General features: G+C 69.1%; 17 protein-coding genes. 13 read left to right on the top strand and 4 right to left on the bottom strand.

The annotated features are described in order from the left end of the window. Positions 1–22 precede the first annotated feature (22 nt). Positions 23–463: a VOC family protein gene (locus HD596_RS03750; protein ID WP_246554117.1), complete on the top strand. Its 441-nt coding sequence runs from the start codon at positions 23–25 to the stop codon at positions 461–463. Between the two features lie 232 nt (positions 464–695). On the opposite strand, the gene HD596_RS03745 is transcribed toward HD596_RS03750, so the two are convergent. Then, positions 696–1,751: an alpha/beta fold hydrolase gene (locus tag HD596_RS03745; protein ID WP_185067890.1), complete on the bottom strand. Its 1,056-nt coding sequence runs from the start codon at positions 1,749–1,751 to the stop codon at positions 696–698. Positions 1,752–2,045: 294 nt separating this feature from the next. On the opposite strand from HD596_RS03745, the gene HD596_RS03740 reads away from it, so the two are divergent. After that, positions 2,046–2,852 (top strand): hypothetical protein, encoded by an 807-nt coding sequence (locus tag HD596_RS03740; protein WP_246554113.1) that lies wholly within the window; start codon positions 2,046–2,048, stop codon positions 2,850–2,852. A gap of 91 nt (positions 2,853–2,943) precedes the next feature. On the opposite strand, the gene HD596_RS03735 is transcribed toward HD596_RS03740, so the two are convergent. Continuing rightward, on the bottom strand, positions 2,944–3,714 hold the full coding sequence (locus tag HD596_RS03735; protein ID WP_185067888.1) for an AfsR/SARP family transcriptional regulator: 771 nt from the start codon (positions 3,712–3,714) through the stop codon (positions 2,944–2,946). Positions 3,715–3,920: 206 nt separating this feature from the next. Here HD596_RS03735 and HD596_RS03730 point away from each other — a divergent pair, with 206 nt between their 5' ends. The 8 genes from HD596_RS03730 to HD596_RS60170 all read left to right on the top strand — a co-directional run bounded on the left by HD596_RS03730 (position 3,921) and on the right by HD596_RS60170 (position 11,310). Beyond that, positions 3,921–6,158, top strand: a complete 2,238-nt coding sequence (locus HD596_RS03730; protein ID WP_221519170.1) for an AfsR/SARP family transcriptional regulator — start codon at positions 3,921–3,923, stop codon at positions 6,156–6,158. Between the two features lie 77 nt (positions 6,159–6,235). Then, positions 6,236–6,421: a hypothetical protein gene (locus HD596_RS03725; protein WP_185067887.1), complete on the top strand. Its 186-nt coding sequence runs from the start codon at positions 6,236–6,238 to the stop codon at positions 6,419–6,421. 10 nt (positions 6,422–6,431) lie between these two features. Beyond that, positions 6,432–7,145 carry a molybdopterin-dependent oxidoreductase gene (locus HD596_RS03720; protein ID WP_221519169.1) on the top strand — a complete coding sequence of 238 codons (714 nt, stop codon included), beginning with the start codon at positions 6,432–6,434 and terminating at the stop codon, positions 7,143–7,145. After that, the gene (locus HD596_RS03715) at positions 7,111–7,746 is read left to right on the top strand and encodes a cytochrome b/b6 domain-containing protein (RefSeq protein ID WP_185067886.1); all 636 of its coding nucleotides are present in this window, start codon (positions 7,111–7,113) and stop codon (positions 7,744–7,746) included. Before HD596_RS03720 ends, HD596_RS03715 begins: the two co-directional genes overlap by 35 nt. 20 nt (positions 7,747–7,766) lie before the next feature. After that, positions 7,767–8,318 carry a CGNR zinc finger domain-containing protein gene (locus HD596_RS64630; RefSeq protein WP_185067885.1) on the top strand — a complete coding sequence of 184 codons (552 nt, stop codon included), beginning with the start codon at positions 7,767–7,769 and terminating at the stop codon, positions 8,316–8,318. A gap of 216 nt (positions 8,319–8,534) precedes the next feature. Then, entirely contained in the window at positions 8,535–10,160 is a 1,626-nt protein-coding gene (locus HD596_RS03705) for an ABC-F family ATP-binding cassette domain-containing protein (RefSeq protein ID WP_185067884.1), read from the top strand. A 141-nt stretch (positions 10,161–10,301) separates the two neighbouring features. Next, positions 10,302–10,979: an SDR family NAD(P)-dependent oxidoreductase gene (locus HD596_RS60175; protein ID WP_221519168.1), complete on the top strand. Its 678-nt coding sequence runs from the start codon at positions 10,302–10,304 to the stop codon at positions 10,977–10,979. A gap of 100 nt (positions 10,980–11,079) precedes the next feature. After that, positions 11,080–11,310 carry a Rossmann-fold NAD(P)-binding domain-containing protein gene (locus HD596_RS60170; protein ID WP_221519167.1) on the top strand — a complete coding sequence of 77 codons (231 nt, stop codon included), beginning with the start codon at positions 11,080–11,082 and terminating at the stop codon, positions 11,308–11,310. Between the two features lie 60 nt (positions 11,311–11,370). On the opposite strand, the gene HD596_RS61300 is transcribed toward HD596_RS60170, so the two are convergent. Beyond that, the gene (locus HD596_RS61300; RefSeq protein WP_246554110.1) at positions 11,371–11,547 is read right to left on the bottom strand and encodes a hypothetical protein; all 177 of its coding nucleotides are present in this window, start codon (positions 11,545–11,547) and stop codon (positions 11,371–11,373) included. Here HD596_RS61300 and HD596_RS03695 point away from each other — a divergent pair. Both HD596_RS03695 and HD596_RS03690 read left to right on the top strand, forming a co-directional pair. Then, on the top strand, positions 11,486–12,127 hold the full coding sequence (locus HD596_RS03695; protein WP_313047506.1) for an ABC transporter substrate-binding protein: 642 nt from the start codon (positions 11,486–11,488) through the stop codon (positions 12,125–12,127). The two genes, HD596_RS61300 and HD596_RS03695, sit on opposite strands and share 62 nt — an antisense overlap. Next, positions 12,124–12,321 carry a hypothetical protein gene (locus tag HD596_RS03690; protein WP_185067883.1) on the top strand — a complete coding sequence of 66 codons (198 nt, stop codon included), beginning with the start codon at positions 12,124–12,126 and terminating at the stop codon, positions 12,319–12,321. The genes HD596_RS03695 and HD596_RS03690 overlap by 4 nt, the downstream gene beginning before the upstream one ends. A 90-nt stretch (positions 12,322–12,411) precedes the next feature. Here HD596_RS03690 and HD596_RS03685 read toward each other — a convergent pair whose 3' ends face one another. After that, a complete protein-coding gene (locus HD596_RS03685) occupies positions 12,412–13,869 on the bottom strand; it encodes an FAD-binding oxidoreductase (protein ID WP_185078268.1) in 1,458 nt (485 codons plus the stop codon). 358 nt (positions 13,870–14,227) lie between these two features. Between HD596_RS03685 and HD596_RS03680 the strand changes: the two genes are divergently transcribed. Continuing rightward, a complete protein-coding gene (locus tag HD596_RS03680) occupies positions 14,228–15,433 on the top strand; it encodes a cytochrome P450 family protein (protein ID WP_185067882.1) in 1,206 nt (401 codons plus the stop codon). The last annotated feature ends 116 nt before the right edge of the window (positions 15,434–15,549 follow it).

The raw sequence follows: 15,549 nt of genomic DNA, 5'->3' as shown, positions 1-15,549 counted from the left end.
AGAAAGCAAGAAGCACATGGACATGAAGCTCGAAGTCGTCGTCCTACCCGTCTCCGACGTCGATCGCGCCAAGGAGTTCTACACCCGGCGACTGGGCTTCCGCCTTGACGCCGACTTCCCGATCAATGATGGCTACCGGATCGTGCAGGTGACCCCGCCCGGCTCGGCGTGCTCGATCATCTTCGGTGATGGTGTCTCGGACGCCCCGCCCGGCTCGGTGGCGGGGTTGCACCTGATCGTGGCCGACATCGAGCAGGCACTGAAGGAGCTGGCCGGACGGGGTGTCGAGGTCACGGACCCGTTCCATGACAGCACCGGCGCCTTCCACCACGCGGGCGACCGCGAGCGGGTGTCCGGACCGCACCCGCAGCGGGCCAGCTACGGCTCTTTCGCCGCGTTCTCCGACCCCGACGGCAACGGCTGGATCCTGCAGGAGATCACCGTACGGGCACCGGGCCGCTGACCTCACTGCCGTATTACTCGCCACAGTAGGGCGGAGCTCGAAGGCGTGGGGGCGGCCGCTGCGGCTGCCCCTGCGCTTGTGGTTGGCGATCTACTCGACCTGGTCGAGCGAGTCGTCCTTGACCTGCATGTCCTCTGGCCCAGGTGCCGTCCTGCTCCCATTGTTTGAATGCGTTGGCACGCCGACAGCCTGCCGGATCGGATCCGGCAGGCTGTTCGTCATGCGGGCGCGGTCAGAAGTGGTCCACGTCCACGACGGCCTGGGCGAAGGCCGTGGGCGCCTCCTGCGGCAGGTTGTGGCCGATGCCCTTGAGGAGGCGGTGCTCATAGGCGCCGGTGAACATGCTCCGGTACGACGAGCCGTCACCGGGTGCCGGCGTGAAGGGGTCGCGCTCGGCGTCCATGGTGATGGTCGGCACCGTGATGACCGGACGTGCGTCGAGCCGCTTCTCCAGGGCGTCGTAACGGCGCTCCCCCTCGGCCAGGCTCAGTCGCCACCGGTAGTTGTGGATCACGATGGCCGCGTAGTCGGGGTTGTCGAAGGCCGTGGCCGTGCGCTCGAAGGTGGCATCGTCGAAGTCCCACGTCGGGGAGACGGTGTCCCAGACGAGCCGGTTCAGGTCGTTGCGCTTGTCCGGCTGCTCCATGGCCTTTTTGCCCCGTTCGGTGGCGAAGTAGTACTGGTACCACCAGGCGTACTCGGCCTTTGGCGGCAGCGGCTCCAGGTTGGCCGCCAGGTTCGTGATGAGGTAGCCGCTCACCGATACCAGGGCCTTGCACCGCTGCGGCCACAGGGCCGCGATGATGTCGGCGGTCCTGGATCCCCAGTCGAAGCCGGCGAGCACGGCCTTGTCGATCTTGAGGGCGTCCATCAGCGCGATAATGTCGAGCGCGATGGCCGACTGCTGCGCGTTGCGGAACGTCCTGCTGGACAGGAACCGCGTTGTGCCGTGGCCGCGCAGGTAGGGCACGATCACCCGGTAGCCCTGGGCGGCCAGCAGCGGGGCGACGTCGACGAAGCTGTGGATGTCGTACGGCCAGCCGTGCAGGCAGATGACCACGGGCCCGCGAGCCGGGCCCATCTCGGCGTAGCCGACGTTCAGCAGCCCGGCCTTGATCTGCTTCAGCGGGCCGAAAGAGGTGTGCGTTCCTGGCGTGATCGCCGGCACCGTCGGCGCCGTGCGGCTCGTGGCGGCGGAGGCGGGGAACGCCTGGACGCCTGCCAGCGAGGCGACCGCCGCGCCGGTGGCCAGCCCCAGGGTCTTGCCGAAGGTACGCCTGTTCATCATGGGGGATCCTTCATGTCGGGTCGCGGTGAATGCGACATCCCCCACTGTCTCGGGGAGAGAAATCCAGCACATCAGTCACTTGACGGTGAGACGCGCGGCACGGTGGGCCGAACGCCCTCGTCTTCATCCATGGCGCGCCGCCCGCGACGTATATATATATGTCGCCAACCCGCCATATACAGGTGTCTCTTAAGGTCATGCGCCATGTCGAGTCACCCCATAACCCTTGAACCGCCGCAGACGCTGGCAATTCCGGATGGTCCAGCCCCTGAGCCGCAGGAAGGCGGCGGCGTCATGGAACTGCTGGAACGCATCGGGTCCGTCGCCGTGCCGATCGTGGTGGCGCTCTACGCGGTTCTCTATATCGGCATCGAGCAGATGTACGCCATCTTCGGCGTCAACCCGCAGCAGGTCGGCGTCGACCAGTCGGTTCTGCTCGGCCGCATGACCAGCACGGTAGTCCTGCTCCTGCTGGTCGCCATCCCGCTGATCGGCGTCCTCGTCGGCGCGGGCTGGCTGATCAACAAAATCACCGGTGGTGCGGCTGGCAGGCTCGTGCAGGGCATCAGGAAACGGCCCTGGATCGCCGCGGCGCTGGCGGCACTGTGGTGCGGGGCCACCTACTGGGGTGTGTTCCTCCTGTTCGGCAACCTGGACCTGTTCGTCATGGTCGTCGTCGCGGTGGGGCTCGGCGTGCTGGCCTTCCTGATCCCGTTCCGGGTGCTGCGCCGCAAACCCGTCGGCCGCGCGGGGACGAAGGTGATCGTCGGTGGCCTGACCGGGGTGGGGCTGGGCTTCCTGCTCATCCTGGGGCTCGTCGCGGGCGCGCTCGACGTCCAGTCCACCGGCCAGTCCAACGAGCTCCTGAACGCGGTCGGCTTCCAGGACCAGTGGGCGGTGCTCAAGAACGCCGAGGACGACAAGCCGCTCTACGACGGCCGCTGGATGATGCTGCTGGGGGAGAGCGACGGCACCTACGTCCTGTACGACTGCGACAAGCTGGAGACGCTCCGGCGGCCGATGGAGACCACGAACCTCGGCACGATCGAACTTGACCCGGAGCGGGAGAAGGGCTTCACCTGCGGAGGTCTCGTCAAGTAGGCACACGCCGCTTTTTGAAAGTTCATCGATGAGCAGGGGGTCACGCCGCCATGCGCACCGCCCCTGCCTGGTGCCGCCGTCCCGGTCCGGGTCAGACCAGGGCGGCCGGTGTCCTGATCCGGGCGTGCATCCTGCGCAGGCCCGGACCCGGCTCCAGGCCCAGGTCCTCATCCAGCAGCCGGGCGACCCGGCGGTAGGCCGACAGGGCCTCCTCTCGCCGCCCGTCCCGGTCGAGCGCCCACATCAGCAGCTCCCACAACCGCTCGCGATAGGGCTCCGCCGACGTCGCGAGCAGCAGCTCCGCGATCGCCTCGCCACACTTCCCCTGCTCGATATCCATCGCCCAGCGCTCCTCCATGGCGGAGGCACGAAGCTGCTCCAGCCAGGCGCGGCGACCCTCGAAGAAGGCCCCGCCCAACCCGTCGAGCGCCGGCCCGCGCCACAGCACCAGCGCGCCGCGCAGCAGCCGGGAAGCCTCCGCCAGCTCCCCTCGCGCACGCGCCTTCCTGGCGGCGGCCGTCGCTTGCCTGAACACCGTCACATCCACCGCGCCGGGATCCACCACCAGGTGGTAGCCCCGGCCCGCCGACCTGATCTCCGCCTCCGTGCCCAGCCCGGCCGCACCCCCGTCGGCCAGCACCCGGCGCAGGCGCGAGACGTACGAGCGGGTGCTGACGACCGCGCTGCGCGGCACCTCACGGCCCCACAACGCGCTCACCATCTCATCGAGCGAGACCTGCCGCCCCTCGTTCAAAAGCAGCAGGGCGAGCACCCGCCGCTGCTGCGGAGGCCCGACCTCCAACTCATCCCCGCCGCTCCAGACCTTGATCGGACCGAGTAGCCCGAAACTCACCCCGGCCATCGAGGTTTCCCCCACCTCTCGCGTAGCGCGAATCGTCGTTGACAGACCCTACTGACGCCGGGTCGGGCTTACTGGCGTGTTCGCGGAATGACGTACACATACAGCGTCAAGTGACGCTAGAGAGGGCGATCCTGGCGAACCTACCTTCGGTGATGTGCGACCGCGAGCCCTGTGCGAAGGGCCTCGCGTACCCATGCATTCCGATCGTGATTGGACGGCCGAACGTGGTCCCGGCTCTGTGCAGGTTCACCGTTCTCGGCCCGCCTGCCCTCTATCGCGACGGCGAACGGCTGGATCTCGGCGCGCCGCAGCAGCAGGCCGTACTGATGGTGCTGCTGGTCAACAGCGGCAGTTTCGTACGGATCAGCGAGCTGATCGACGACCTGTGGGGCGAGAAGGCGCCGGCCAGCGGTGAAGCCGTCATCCGCACCTACATCTCGCGCATCAGGCGGCTGCTGGCCGAGCACGGGCTGGACGAGGCGATCAGCTCCCAGTCCGGCGGCTACATGCTGGACCCGTCGGTGTTCGCGCTGGACGCCGCCGAGTTCGCCGAGATGGTGGAGCTCGCCAGGAGGGAGCGCGGGGGAGGACAGCTCGCTTCGGCCGCGAAGCGCCTGGAGGAGGCGCTCGACCTCTGGACGGGTACGGCGCTCGCAGGGGTCCCGGGCGAGGCCGCAGAACGCGAGCGGTTCCGGCTGGAACGGCTGAAGCTGATCGCCGTCCAGGAGCTCCTGTGGCTCCGCCTTGAGCTGGGAGAGCACGCCGAGGTGGCGGCCGAGGTCCCGCTGCTCATCGAGCAGAACCGGTTCGAAGAGCCGCTGTACGAGATCTACCTGCTCGGCCTGTACCGCAGTGGCAGGCGGGCGGACGCCCTTGAGGTCTACCGGATGGTCTACGACCTGCTGGGCAAGGAGCTGGGCGTGAGCCCGGGGCCGCGGCTGCGGGAGATCCACGACCAGATTCTGCGGGCCGACGCGGACCACGATGACGAGTTCGCCCCCGCCTCGCATGCCGTCCCGCCCGCTGAGTCACCCACTGCGCAGCCTCGGCCGGGAGCGGACCAGTTCGTCGGGAGGAGGGCCGAGCGTGCCGCCTTCCTGGACCTGCTGGCGAAGCGGGAGTGTCCGGGGATGCTGTTCATCCGCGGGCCCGCGGGCATCGGCAAGTCGGCGCTGCTGCACCGCTTCGCCGAGGACGCCGCCGCCGCGGGCCGGCGGGTGCGGTATCTGCGGCATGCACACGACTACCTGCACGGCCCCGCGACCGGGCAAGCACGCGACCATCTCGAACGGCTCGCGGAGGACCTCTCCGGCGTTGTGCTCCTCATCGACTCCTTCGAGGAGATCGACGAAGCCTGGCTGCGCGACGACTACCTCCGGCACCTGTCCGGCGCCCCGATCGTTGTGGTGGCGGGCCGTACCGGGCCGAGCGCCGCCTGGCTCACCGACCCGGCCTGGGCAGGCACGATCAGCGTCTGGCACCTCGAACCCCTCACCACCACGGAGTCCGCCGAACTGGCGGCGGCCCGTGGCGTCGATCCCGCCCTTCGCGGGTCCATCGTGGACTTCGCCGCCGGCCATCCCTTCGCCCTGTCGCTCGCGGCGGAGGTCGGCAGGAGCATGTCGGCCACCGGAAGGCCGCCGCACCGTGACGCGGTGCGGTACGTGGTGGACAACGTGCTCGCGCTCCTGGCGGGCGACGTGCCGACGGAGGCGCACCGGTGGGCGCTGCACGTGTGCGCGCACGCCCGCCACACCACCGAGGACCTGCTCGACGCGGTGATGCCGGGCGGCAGCGCGGCGGAGCTGTTCGCCTGGCTCAGGGCGCACCCGTACGTCGAGACCGCCTCTCCCGGCCTGGAGATCAGCGGCGTGCTGCGGGAGGCGCTCGACGACGACCTGCGCTGGCGCGACCCCACCGGCTACGAGCGCATGCACCGGCGGATCCGCCACCACGTCATGGACCAGGTCCTGCGCGATGCTCGCGACCCTCACGCGCAGGTGGCCGTGATGCGGACGATCAGCCATCTGCGCCGGGGCGGCGGGGTCGCGCACCGGTACGTCTCGCAGGTCGGCGAGGAGGACGTGCGATGGACGGGGGCGACCACCGCCGACCACGACGAGCTGGTCACCATGGCGCGCGACACCCATGGCGAGCTGACGGCCGCGTCCGTCCGGTACTGGCTGGGCCGCAGCCCTGAAGCCTTCTCCCTGCTCCGGTATCGGGGGAGCAACCGCCTGCGCGCGTACATGAGCTGGCTGATCCTACGCGAGCCGGAGCGGGAGGACCTGGCGGCCGATCCTGTCGTGGCGGAGATCTGGCACGACATGAGCAAGCGCACGGCGATGCCTGCGGGACGCGCGTCGCGATCGCGCGGCATCTGGTCTGCCCGGCCTTCGAGGCCAAGCCGTCACCTGTCACGGACGTGTTCCTGGCACGCATGATGCGCGCCTGGCTGCACGAACCTGGGTTGGCGGCTTCGTACCTGGTCGTCGCGGACGGGCAGTTATGGAGGCCGTTGATGAGGTATCTCGGCCAGGACGAGTTGGAGAGCGCACGCGCGGACCATCCGTTCACCATCTTCGGCCACGACTGGCTGGCTGACCCGCCGGGGATGTGGCGGGATCACCACCTGGACGAGGAGTTGTGGGCGGAGCGGCACCTGAAGCTGTTCCGCCGGCAGGACGCGTCCGGCGTGGACGACTGAAGGGGGAACCATGAGCAAGACTGACAATCCAGGAGCTCCTGCGGAGAGCGGACCGCCCATCGCGCGCCGGGTGATGCTGTCGACGCTGGGGGCGGGTGCCGCTGCTCTGGCCGCCGCGCCGCTGGTGCGGGGCGGCTGGGAGCGGTTGCTCGGCGCCGCCTCCCGTAACGACCCCACGGGGCTGACCGGGTTGCTGCCGAATCCGGGCGGGTTTCGCTATTACAGCGTGGCGGGCTCGGTGCCGAAGAAGACGGCGGCCGACTACCGGCTGGAGATCGGCGGGCTGGTCGAGCGGCCGGTGACGTACTCGCTGGAGGAGTTGCGTGCGCTGCCCCAGACGCGGATCGTCGGCGAAGCCAGGTGCACCGACGGCTGGCGGGTGGAGAACGTGCCGTGGAAGGGGGTGCTGCTGTCGCACCTGCTCGACCTGGCGGGGGTGCGTCCGGAGGGCAGGGCGGTCCGCTTCACCTGCTTCGACGGCGTCTACAGCGAGAGCCTCACCCTTGAGCAGGCCCGCAGGGCGGACGTGCTGGTGGCCTTGGACATGCTGGACGCGCCCGTCACCCACGATCACGGCGGCCCGGTACGGCTCTACGTCGCCCCGATGTATTTCTACAAGTCCGCCAAATGGCTGTCCGGCATCTCCGTCACCGACAAGGTCGTCCCGGGTTACTGGGAGGAGTACGGCTATGACATCGACGGCTGGCTCGACCGGGCGGCCTGAGCGGATGCTGCGGCGCTTCACCCAAGCCGAGCGCTGGGTGCACCGCACCGCCGCCACGCTCATGCTGGTGTGCGCGGGGACGGCGGCCTGCCTGTACTTCCCGCCGCTGGCCCAGCTCGTCGGCCGCCGCCACCTGCTGGTCGTCCTCCACGAGTGGTCCGGGCTGCTGCTGCCCGTGCCCGTCCTGGCCGGTCTCCTCTCGCGGGCCTTCCGCGCCGACCTGCGCAGGCTCAACCGGCTGGCGCCCTACGACCGGCAGTGGCTGCGGGCGGTGCGCAAGGGCACGCGGGGGCCGCGCCCGGCGGGCAAGTTCAACGCCGGGCAGAAGGTCTACGCCGGGTGGATCGCGGGGGCTGTGCCGATCATGACATTCACCGGCCTGCTGATGTGGTTCACCGGAGTCCTGTCGGTGATCCCCCGGGCGAGCGCGATCTTCGTGCACGACGTGACGGCCCTGGCCATCGGAGTCGTGCTGATCGGGCACATGCGGCTGGCGTATCGGGATCCCGAGGCGCGGCGCGGGATGCGCACGGGAGTGGTGACGCGCGCGTGGGCCAGGAAGAACCATCCCCAATGGGAGGAGGAGAGCGCTGATTTGTAGTCACCTGTCAGACTGGTGATGTGAAGCATGTCTTTCTCTGCGGCAACCCCGCACTCGACCTCGCCTGCACGCTCCGCGCCAGGCGCACCGACCGCTTCGAGACGCTCGACACCCCGGACCGGCTCGACACCTGGTACGTGGAGTCCGGCATCGCCGACATCCTCACCCCCTGCGGTGAGGCCGACCTGAGCCAGGCGGTGGCGGTGCGGGAGGCCATCTACGCGCTGGTCACCGCCCGGCTCGCCGGCGAGCGGTACGACGCCGGGGCGCTCGCGCTGCTGAACGAGACGGCCCGCAAGCCGCCCGTGGCCCCCCAGCTCACGGACGAGGGCCGCCGGGTGGAGGCGACCCCCGTCCAGGCCCTGTCCACAGTGGCCCGGCATGCCGTCGAGCTGCTCAGCGGGCCGGACGTGCCGCTGATGAAGGAGTGCGCCAACCCCGAGTGCACGAAGATCTTCATCGACCGGTCGCGGGGCGGGCGCCGGGAGTGGTGCGGCATGGAGTCGTGCGGCAACAAGATCAAGGCGGCGGCTTACCGGGCCCGCAAGAAGGAAGCGGCCGGCGCGACCTGATCTCGGCGGCTGGTACGGTGGCAGGTACTCGTGTTCGGTAGGTAGGAGAGACACCAGTGGCAGGTGACGACGACATCTCCGGGTGATACCGGAGATTGACGGCCCCGGCAGGCGCACATGATCGCCGCCGATATGGCCCCGTTCGTCGTTCGTTGATTCCCGTCACTTTTCCGGGCGGCTTCCGCACGCCCGCGATCTCCTTACGAGGTTTCTCGCATGTCTGATTCGTGCATCGTGTGCTCCCGCCTGTCCTTTTCCTGGCCCGACGACACCCCGGTCTTCGACGACCTGTCCTTCAGCGTGGGGAGCGGCCGTACCGGGCTCGTCGCCCCGAACGGCGCGGGCAAGAGCACGCTGCTCAAGCTCATCGCCGGAGGGTACCGCCCCCGCAGCGGCAGCGTCACCGTCGAGGGCGTGCTCGGCTACCTGCCGCAGAGTCTGCCCCTGACCGGCGACCTGACCGTGGCCGACGTGCTCGGCATCGCCCCGGTGATCACCGCGCTGGACGCCATCGAGTCGGGCGACGCCAGCGAGGAGCACTTCACCACCATCGGCAACGACTGGGACATCGAAGAGCGCACCCGCGCCCAGCTCGACCGGCTCGGGCTCGGAGACCTCGCCTTCGACCGCGTGCTCGGCACGCTCAGCGGCGGCCAGATCATCTCGCTCGGCCTGGCCGCGCAACTACTCAAAAGGCCCGATGTGCTCCTGCTCGACGAGCCGACCAACAACCTCGACCTCGGCGCCCGACGCAGGCTCTACGACGTGCTCGGCGACTGGAACGGCTGCCTGCTCGTGGTCAGTCACGACCGGGGCCTGCTCGACCGCATGGACCGCATCGCCGAGCTCGCACGCGGCGAGGTCCGCTTTTACGGCGGTGACTTCACCGCGTATGAGGAGGCCGTACGCACCGAGCAGGAGGCCGCCGAGCGGACCGTGCGCAGCGCCGAACAGGAGCTCAAGCGCGAGAAGCGCGAGATGCAGCAGGCCCGCGAGCGGGCCGAGCGCCGGGCGGGCAACGCCGCCCGCAACCTCAAGAACGCCGGACTGGCGCGCATCTTCGCCGGCAACATGAAACGCGGCGCCCAGGAGTCGGCCGGACGGGCGGGCCAGATGCACGCCTCCCGCGTCAGCGACGCCCAAGCCCGGCTCGACGAGGCCGGGCGGGCACTGCGCGACGACCGGCGCATCTCACTGGAACTGCCGGGCACGAACGTGCCCGCCGGGCGCACGGTCTTCCTCGGTGAGGGGCTGCGGGCCCGCGACCTGTTCGCCGAGCCGGGCCTCGACCTCACCGTACGCGGCCCCGAACGCATCGCGCTGACCGGCCCCAACGGCGCAGGCAAGTCCACCCTGCTCCGCATGATCAGCGGCGACCTGGAGCCCGGCGGCGGCACCACCAGGCGGGCCGACGGGCGGGTCGCCTACTTGTCGCAGCGGCTCGACCTGCTCGACCTCGACCGCACCGTGGCCGAGAACCTGGCAGCGTTCGCCCCTGGCATGGCCGAGGCCGACCGCATGAACCTGCTGGCCCGTTTCCTGTTCCGCGGCGCGCGGGCACACCTGCCGGTGTCGGTGCTGTCCGGCGGCGAACGGCTGCGCGCCACGCTGGCCTGCGTGTTGTGCGCCGAGCCCGCACCCCAGCTCCTGCTGCTCGACGAGCCGACCAACAACCTCGACCTGGTCAGTGTGGCTCAGCTCGAAAGCGCGCTCGGGGCGTACCAGGGGGCGTTCGTGGTGGTCAGCCACGACGAGCGCTTCCTCGCCGAGATCGGCGTGCAGCGGTGGCTGGAGCTGTCGGGCGGTCGTCTCCTGGAGACCGGGGGCCCCGCGGGCGGGTGACGCGCTGCTCGCCCGCGATCCCGTACGGACGCGGCGCGTCGTGGCTGACCGTCATATGACGGATGTGGCCGCGGTCCCTTCTGGACGGCTGCACCCGATCGCTCTCAAGGGGTCAAGGGTGTTCGTCGTCGGCGGCTCGCGTTGGGCGTTCAGTCGGCGGTCGCGATCGGTCTACTCGCCACCGCCACCGCCGTCACGCCCGCCTTCGCCAGGCCGACGCTCGTGCTGAGCTACGGCGCTTTCGTCGACGCCTTGAGCCCGATACCCCAATTAACGAGACGGGAAGGGACAAACTCCATGGCCAAGACATGGCTCATCACCGGAGCGTCAAGCGGCCTTGGACGCGCCCTGGCCGAATACGCCCTCGCCCAAGGCGATCGGGCCGTCGTCACCGCCTCCAGCACCAAGGCCACCACCGAACTGGCCTCCCGCCATCCCCGCACCGCCCTGGCCCTGCCCCTCGACGTGACCGACCCGCAGCAGCGCGAGAACGGCGTCAAGCAGGCCGAGGAATACCTCGGCGGCATCGACATCCTGGTCAACCACGCCGGCATCGACTTCATCGGCGCGCTGGAAGAGCAGGACGAGAACGACTACCGCAGATTGTTCGAGGTCAACTTCTTCGGCGCCGTCGCCCTCACCCGGCTCGTCCTGCCCGGTATGCGCGCCCGGGGACACGGCACCATCGTCAACGTCTCCTCAATGGACGGCCTGGCCAGCCTTCCCGCCAACGGCTATTACTCCGCCAGCAAATTCGCGTCGAAGGCTTCACCGAAGCCCTCTGGCAGGAAATCGAACCCCTCGGCCTGCACGCGATGATCGTCCAGCCGGGCTCCTTCCGCACCGGCATCGAACACCGCACCAAAGCCTCCGGCACCCCATCGACGACTACCACGCGACAGCCGGAGCATTCCGCAACATGATGGCCACCCTCACGCCCGAGATGTTCCCCGGCGACCCCGCCCGAGCGGCGAAGGTGATGTACGAGGCGGCCACCTCCGAGCGACCCCGCCACTGGATCGTGCTCGGCAGCGACACCCACCGCAGGATCGACGCCAAACTCGGCCGGCTCCGGGCGGAATTCGACGCGGGCAAGCAGGTCGCATTCAGCACCGACTTCCCCGGGAGCGCCGAGAATGCGGTCCTGTGACCGCGGGGTCCCGGCGGGCGAACGATAAGCCGCCACCACGCCTACACAAGGATGAGAAATTCAATGAACGCAGCGGACACGGCCGCGCAGGCCTGGATGACGGCGCTCGGCATGTTCGCCGACGCCCAGCCGGGCGGCTTTCACAATTCCGGCCAGCGCGTGCGTCGCCGCGGCGATCCCGGCCATCACCGAGAACAAGAGGCCGACCATCGCGCTCGCCTCGGCCAGCGCGATCATCAACCCGGTGGCTCAGCGCAGGTACGTGTTCAAGATCGCGCCCAATCCCGGCCAGGACGCCACGGTCATCGTGGACGAGCTCAAGCGCCGCGAGGTCGGCACGATCGGCCTGCTGCACGTCGACAACGTCTACGGCCAGGAGGGCCAGAAGTCGGTCGCCGACGAGGCCGCGAAGGCGGGCATCAAGGTGGCGGCCGATGAGCAGTTCGGCCAGGCCGACACCAACATGGCCGTCCAGGTCTCCAAGATCGTGGCCGCCAAGCCGGACGCCGTCGTGGTGTGGGCCGTGATGCCGGCGGCGGGCATCATCGTCAAGGCGCTCAAGGACGCCAAGTACCCCGGCCCCATCTACCTCGACGCTGGCGCCGGCGCCGAACTCTTCGTCAAGGGCACCGGCGAGGCCGCGGAGGGTACGAACATGGTCTTCCCCCGCATCCTGGCGACCGGCGAGATCGACACCACCACGCCGACGGGCGCGGCCCAGAAGAAGTGGGTGGACGCCTACCAGGCCGCCTACGGCCAGTACTCCGGTTTCGCCTCGTTCGCCGGGGACGCGCTGCAGGTCATCGTGGACCGGTGAACAAGGCGGGCGGCACCGACCCGGAGAAGATTCGCGACATCATCGAGAACACCCGGCTCGACGGCCTCAGCGGCGCCCTGCGCTTCACCCCGGACAACCACTCGGCGCTGCTGCCCGACGCGCTCGCCGTCCTGACCGTCCGCCAGGGCCAGTGGCGTCTGACCAACCAAAAAGCCGGTCAGACGGCTGGCTGATCGATCAAAAAGCCGGTCAGACGCCCGGCTGACCGGCTCGCCCGGCGCCCTGCCGGTTCGGCCGGCAGAGGTGGCTCGCAAGAGGCTCGGTCAGGCTTCGGGACGGATGTTGTGGTTGAGCCGGAACAGATTGAACGGATCAACACGCTGCTTCAGCGAGGCCAATCGGCGGTAGACCTCTGGCGTATAGCCCTGCTCCGTCGTCTCGGCGTCGGACATGAAACTGAGAAGCGTGTAGCCGGTGCACCATGGCCGTAGCCGCTCGATCGCCCTTGCCTGGGCGGCGTCGATCGCGTAGGCGTCGATCGCCCCTCCGATGTTGGCGATGAAGAGTGTGAACGCGGCGTCCCTGTACGAGATCGCGTTCGGCACGCCAGGCTGACGGGCGAAGGCTCCGCCCAGGTGCCGGATCTCCACCAGGTCTGGAGGAGCCGTCGTTCCCTCGGCAACCGCAACCAGCGCGTCGACAGTCTCGGGGGTGAGTACGCGCAGGAGCCCGGCGCGCTCGATGACGGCGGTCGGATCCACCGGGTCGGAGTGGATGGAGGCGCAGTCGGCATACGGCATCTCCTGCACCGTGTCGATGATCGGTGTCGTGACGGCGCGCAGCGGCTCGACCAATGCGGCGGCGTTCTCCGAGGGGTCCGCGCACGAGATGCGGATGCTGACCACCTGCTTGCCGCGTAGCGGCTCCGGCAGGATCGGGACGTCCGGCATCCGCACCAGCGCGACGGAGGACGACATGCTTTCCGGGACGGTCTTCACCCATTCGCGGTAGGCGTTGAGGACCGCGGTGGCGCTTGTGGCCGGGAAGAAGATGGAGCCTCCGTACAGGGTGGTGACAGGGAAGAGCTCGATCTCGACGGCGGTGACGATACCGAAGTTGCCCTTACCGCCGCGCAGGCCGAAGAACAACTCAGGGTCGCTGACCGCGGTGACGGTGCGTAGCTTTCCGTCGGCGGTGACCACCTCGATGCTGTTGACGTGGTCGGCGGCGTACCCGTGAGCCCTGCCGAGCGTGGGGCTGTGCCCGCCGGCCAGCACGAAGCCGACGACTCCGACGCTGGGGCTGGCCCCGTTCAACGGCGCCAGCCCGTACTTGGTGATCTCGGCCACGGCCTCGCCCCAGCGCACTCCAGCCTCGATCCGGGCGGTCCGCGCCTGGGCGTCGACCGTGATGTCGCGCATGGCCCGGGTGCTGACCAGCACCGCGTCCGGGCCGATCGGCACCGGCTGCGTCGCGTGCCCGGTCGCCATGGCGGCGATCGGCGAGCCCTTGGCGGCTGCCAAGCGCACCGCGGCCTGCACATCCCGCGCCGACGCCGCGGCGATGACCACTCCCGGCCGGACGTCGATTCTCAGGTTGTAGGTACGGGTCTCCTCCGGGTAACCGTCATCCTCCGGCAGCAGAGCCCGGCCCTGAAGAGCGACAGGCAGTTCTTCCCGCGTGAAATGCGGGGGCCCGGTTGGCGGCTGCCCCCATCCTGATTCGCCGATTTTCTGGCTGGGTTCCTCTTGTACCTCATGGCGGGCGTTGTCGTCGTACATAGAACTGGCTCCAAATTTGTTGCGCGAAAGGCGCTGGGCGTGCAATTTAGGGTTTCCTCGGCTGAACCCACCGCCACCCTGCGCGTCAATCGATCACCGGCTGGGCTGAATGGTCACAGGGGACTTCCACGCCGGGAAACCTCAACAGAGAAAACGCTAGCCAGCGACCACGCAGAAGTTGCATACAGATCGATGTCGCGGCGTGCTCATCGAGCAGAACCGCATGAGACGGCGTGCGCTCTCACCGTCCATGAGAGATATGCGCAGCGTATAACGCCTCCCGGCAAGCTATTGGGGTCTACGAAAGGACCCGCTTGATCGGCTCCCGACGGGAGCCGGAGCAGTTATGGGGGGATCAATGTCCAAGGTTCAGCCTGTAAGCGTCAGCCCGTTCTCCGCCGTCCTCGACGGCGAGCGTGACGCGATCTACGCGGAGCTGATGAGCAGAGGGCCCGCGCACCCGGTGGCCACGATGGCAGGGGTGAACGGGTGGCTGATCACCGGGCACGAGGAGGCCCGCGCGCTGCTGTCCGACCCGCGGTTGGTCAAGGGCGGCTGGCGGAACGGCCCGTACGCGGACAAGCTGCCCGAGGATCTGGCCCGCGGACTCTACTCGCACATGCTGAACCTCAACGGAGCGGACCACATCCGGCTGCGCAAGCTGGTGACCACGGTATTCACCCGGCGCAGGGTCGAGAGGCTGACCCCGCGGATCCAGGAGATGACCGACGAACTGCTGTCGGCGTTCGACGGCGCCGAGTCGGTCGACCTCATGTCCGCGCTGGCCTACCCGCTGCCGATCGGCGTCATCAGCGAGCTCCTCGGCGTTCCCGAGGGGTCCAGGGAAGACTTCCGGCGATGGACGGCTCAGATCATCGCGCCCGGGATCTGCACCTACGAGGAGTACGAGGACGTCCTCCACGCCATGCTCGCCTTCGCCCGCGACCTGGTCGCGAGCAAGCGGAGCGCGCCGCGCGACGATCTGCTCTCCGCGCTGATCGCGGCCAGGGACGGCGAGGAGCGCCTCAGCGAGGACGAACTCACTTCGATGATCTTCCTGCTGGTCATCGCCGGGCACGAGACGACGGTCAACCTCATCGGCAACGGCGTGTACGCGCTGCTGCGCAACCCCGACCAGCTTGCGCTGCTCCGCGACGACCCGGCCCTGCTCGAACCGGCGATCGAGGAGCTGCTGCGCTACGACGGCCCGGTGCAGACCACGCTGTCGTACGTGGCAGCCGAGCCGATCGAGGTGGGCGACGTGACCATCAACGCGGGCAAGAGCGTCGTCGTCGCCCTGCAGGCCGCCAACCGCGACCCGGTCCACTTCCCCGAGGCCGACCAGCTCGACCTCACCCGTCTGGGCGCCGTCCACACGGCCTTCGGCCACGGTGTGCACTACTGCGTGGGCGCGCCGCTCGCCCGCGTCGAGGCCCGCATCGCCATCGACGCGCTCCTCGACCGCTTCCCCGGCCTGCGGCTCGACGCCGATCCCCGCACTCTGACCAGGAACGCCTCCATGATCATGAACGGACTCTCCGCGCTGCCCGTACGCCTGCGCTGAATCCTGCGCGGCACGTCGAGTCACTTCGACTGCCCGCCACATCGCCGGTGCCGTCATCGCTCCGACCTCGCCGTCAATGCCGGATATGCGGCCCGTATAGGCGGCCCTGCCATTCT

The organism is Nonomuraea jabiensis (genome assembly GCF_014204795.1).
In the GTDB taxonomy this organism is placed as follows: Bacteria; Actinomycetota; Actinomycetes; order Streptosporangiales; family Streptosporangiaceae; genus Nonomuraea; species Nonomuraea jabiensis.
This window is presented reverse-complemented; position numbering and strand designations above follow the sequence as displayed.

Excerpts from the sequence above, each read along its gene's own strand:
- HD596_RS03750 (WP_246554117.1), top strand. The coding sequence starts at position 23 with ATGAAGCTCGAAGTCGTCGTCCTACCCGTCTCCGACGTCGATCGCGCC.
- HD596_RS03745 (WP_185067890.1), bottom strand. The coding sequence starts at position 1,751 with ATGATGAACAGGCGTACCTTCGGCAAGACCCTGGGGCTGGCCACCGGC.
- HD596_RS03740 (WP_246554113.1), top strand. The coding sequence starts at position 2,046 with ATGGAACTGCTGGAACGCATCGGGTCCGTCGCCGTGCCGATCGTGGTG.
- HD596_RS03735 (WP_185067888.1), bottom strand. The coding sequence starts at position 3,714 with ATGGCCGGGGTGAGTTTCGGGCTACTCGGTCCGATCAAGGTCTGGAGC.
- HD596_RS03725 (WP_185067887.1), top strand. The coding sequence starts at position 6,236 with ATGAGGTATCTCGGCCAGGACGAGTTGGAGAGCGCACGCGCGGACCAT.
- HD596_RS03720 (WP_221519169.1), top strand. The coding sequence starts at position 6,432 with ATGAGCAAGACTGACAATCCAGGAGCTCCTGCGGAGAGCGGACCGCCC.
- HD596_RS03715 (WP_185067886.1), top strand. The coding sequence starts at position 7,111 with ATGACATCGACGGCTGGCTCGACCGGGCGGCCTGAGCGGATGCTGCGG.
- HD596_RS03705 (WP_185067884.1), top strand. The coding sequence starts at position 8,535 with ATGTCTGATTCGTGCATCGTGTGCTCCCGCCTGTCCTTTTCCTGGCCC.
- HD596_RS60170 (WP_221519167.1), top strand. The coding sequence starts at position 11,080 with ATGATGGCCACCCTCACGCCCGAGATGTTCCCCGGCGACCCCGCCCGA.
- HD596_RS61300 (WP_246554110.1), bottom strand. The coding sequence starts at position 11,547 with ATGATCGCGCTGGCCGAGGCGAGCGCGATGGTCGGCCTCTTGTTCTCG.
- HD596_RS03685 (WP_185078268.1), bottom strand. The coding sequence starts at position 13,869 with ATGTACGACGACAACGCCCGCCATGAGGTACAAGAGGAACCCAGCCAG.
- HD596_RS03680 (WP_185067882.1), top strand. The coding sequence starts at position 14,228 with ATGTCCAAGGTTCAGCCTGTAAGCGTCAGCCCGTTCTCCGCCGTCCTC.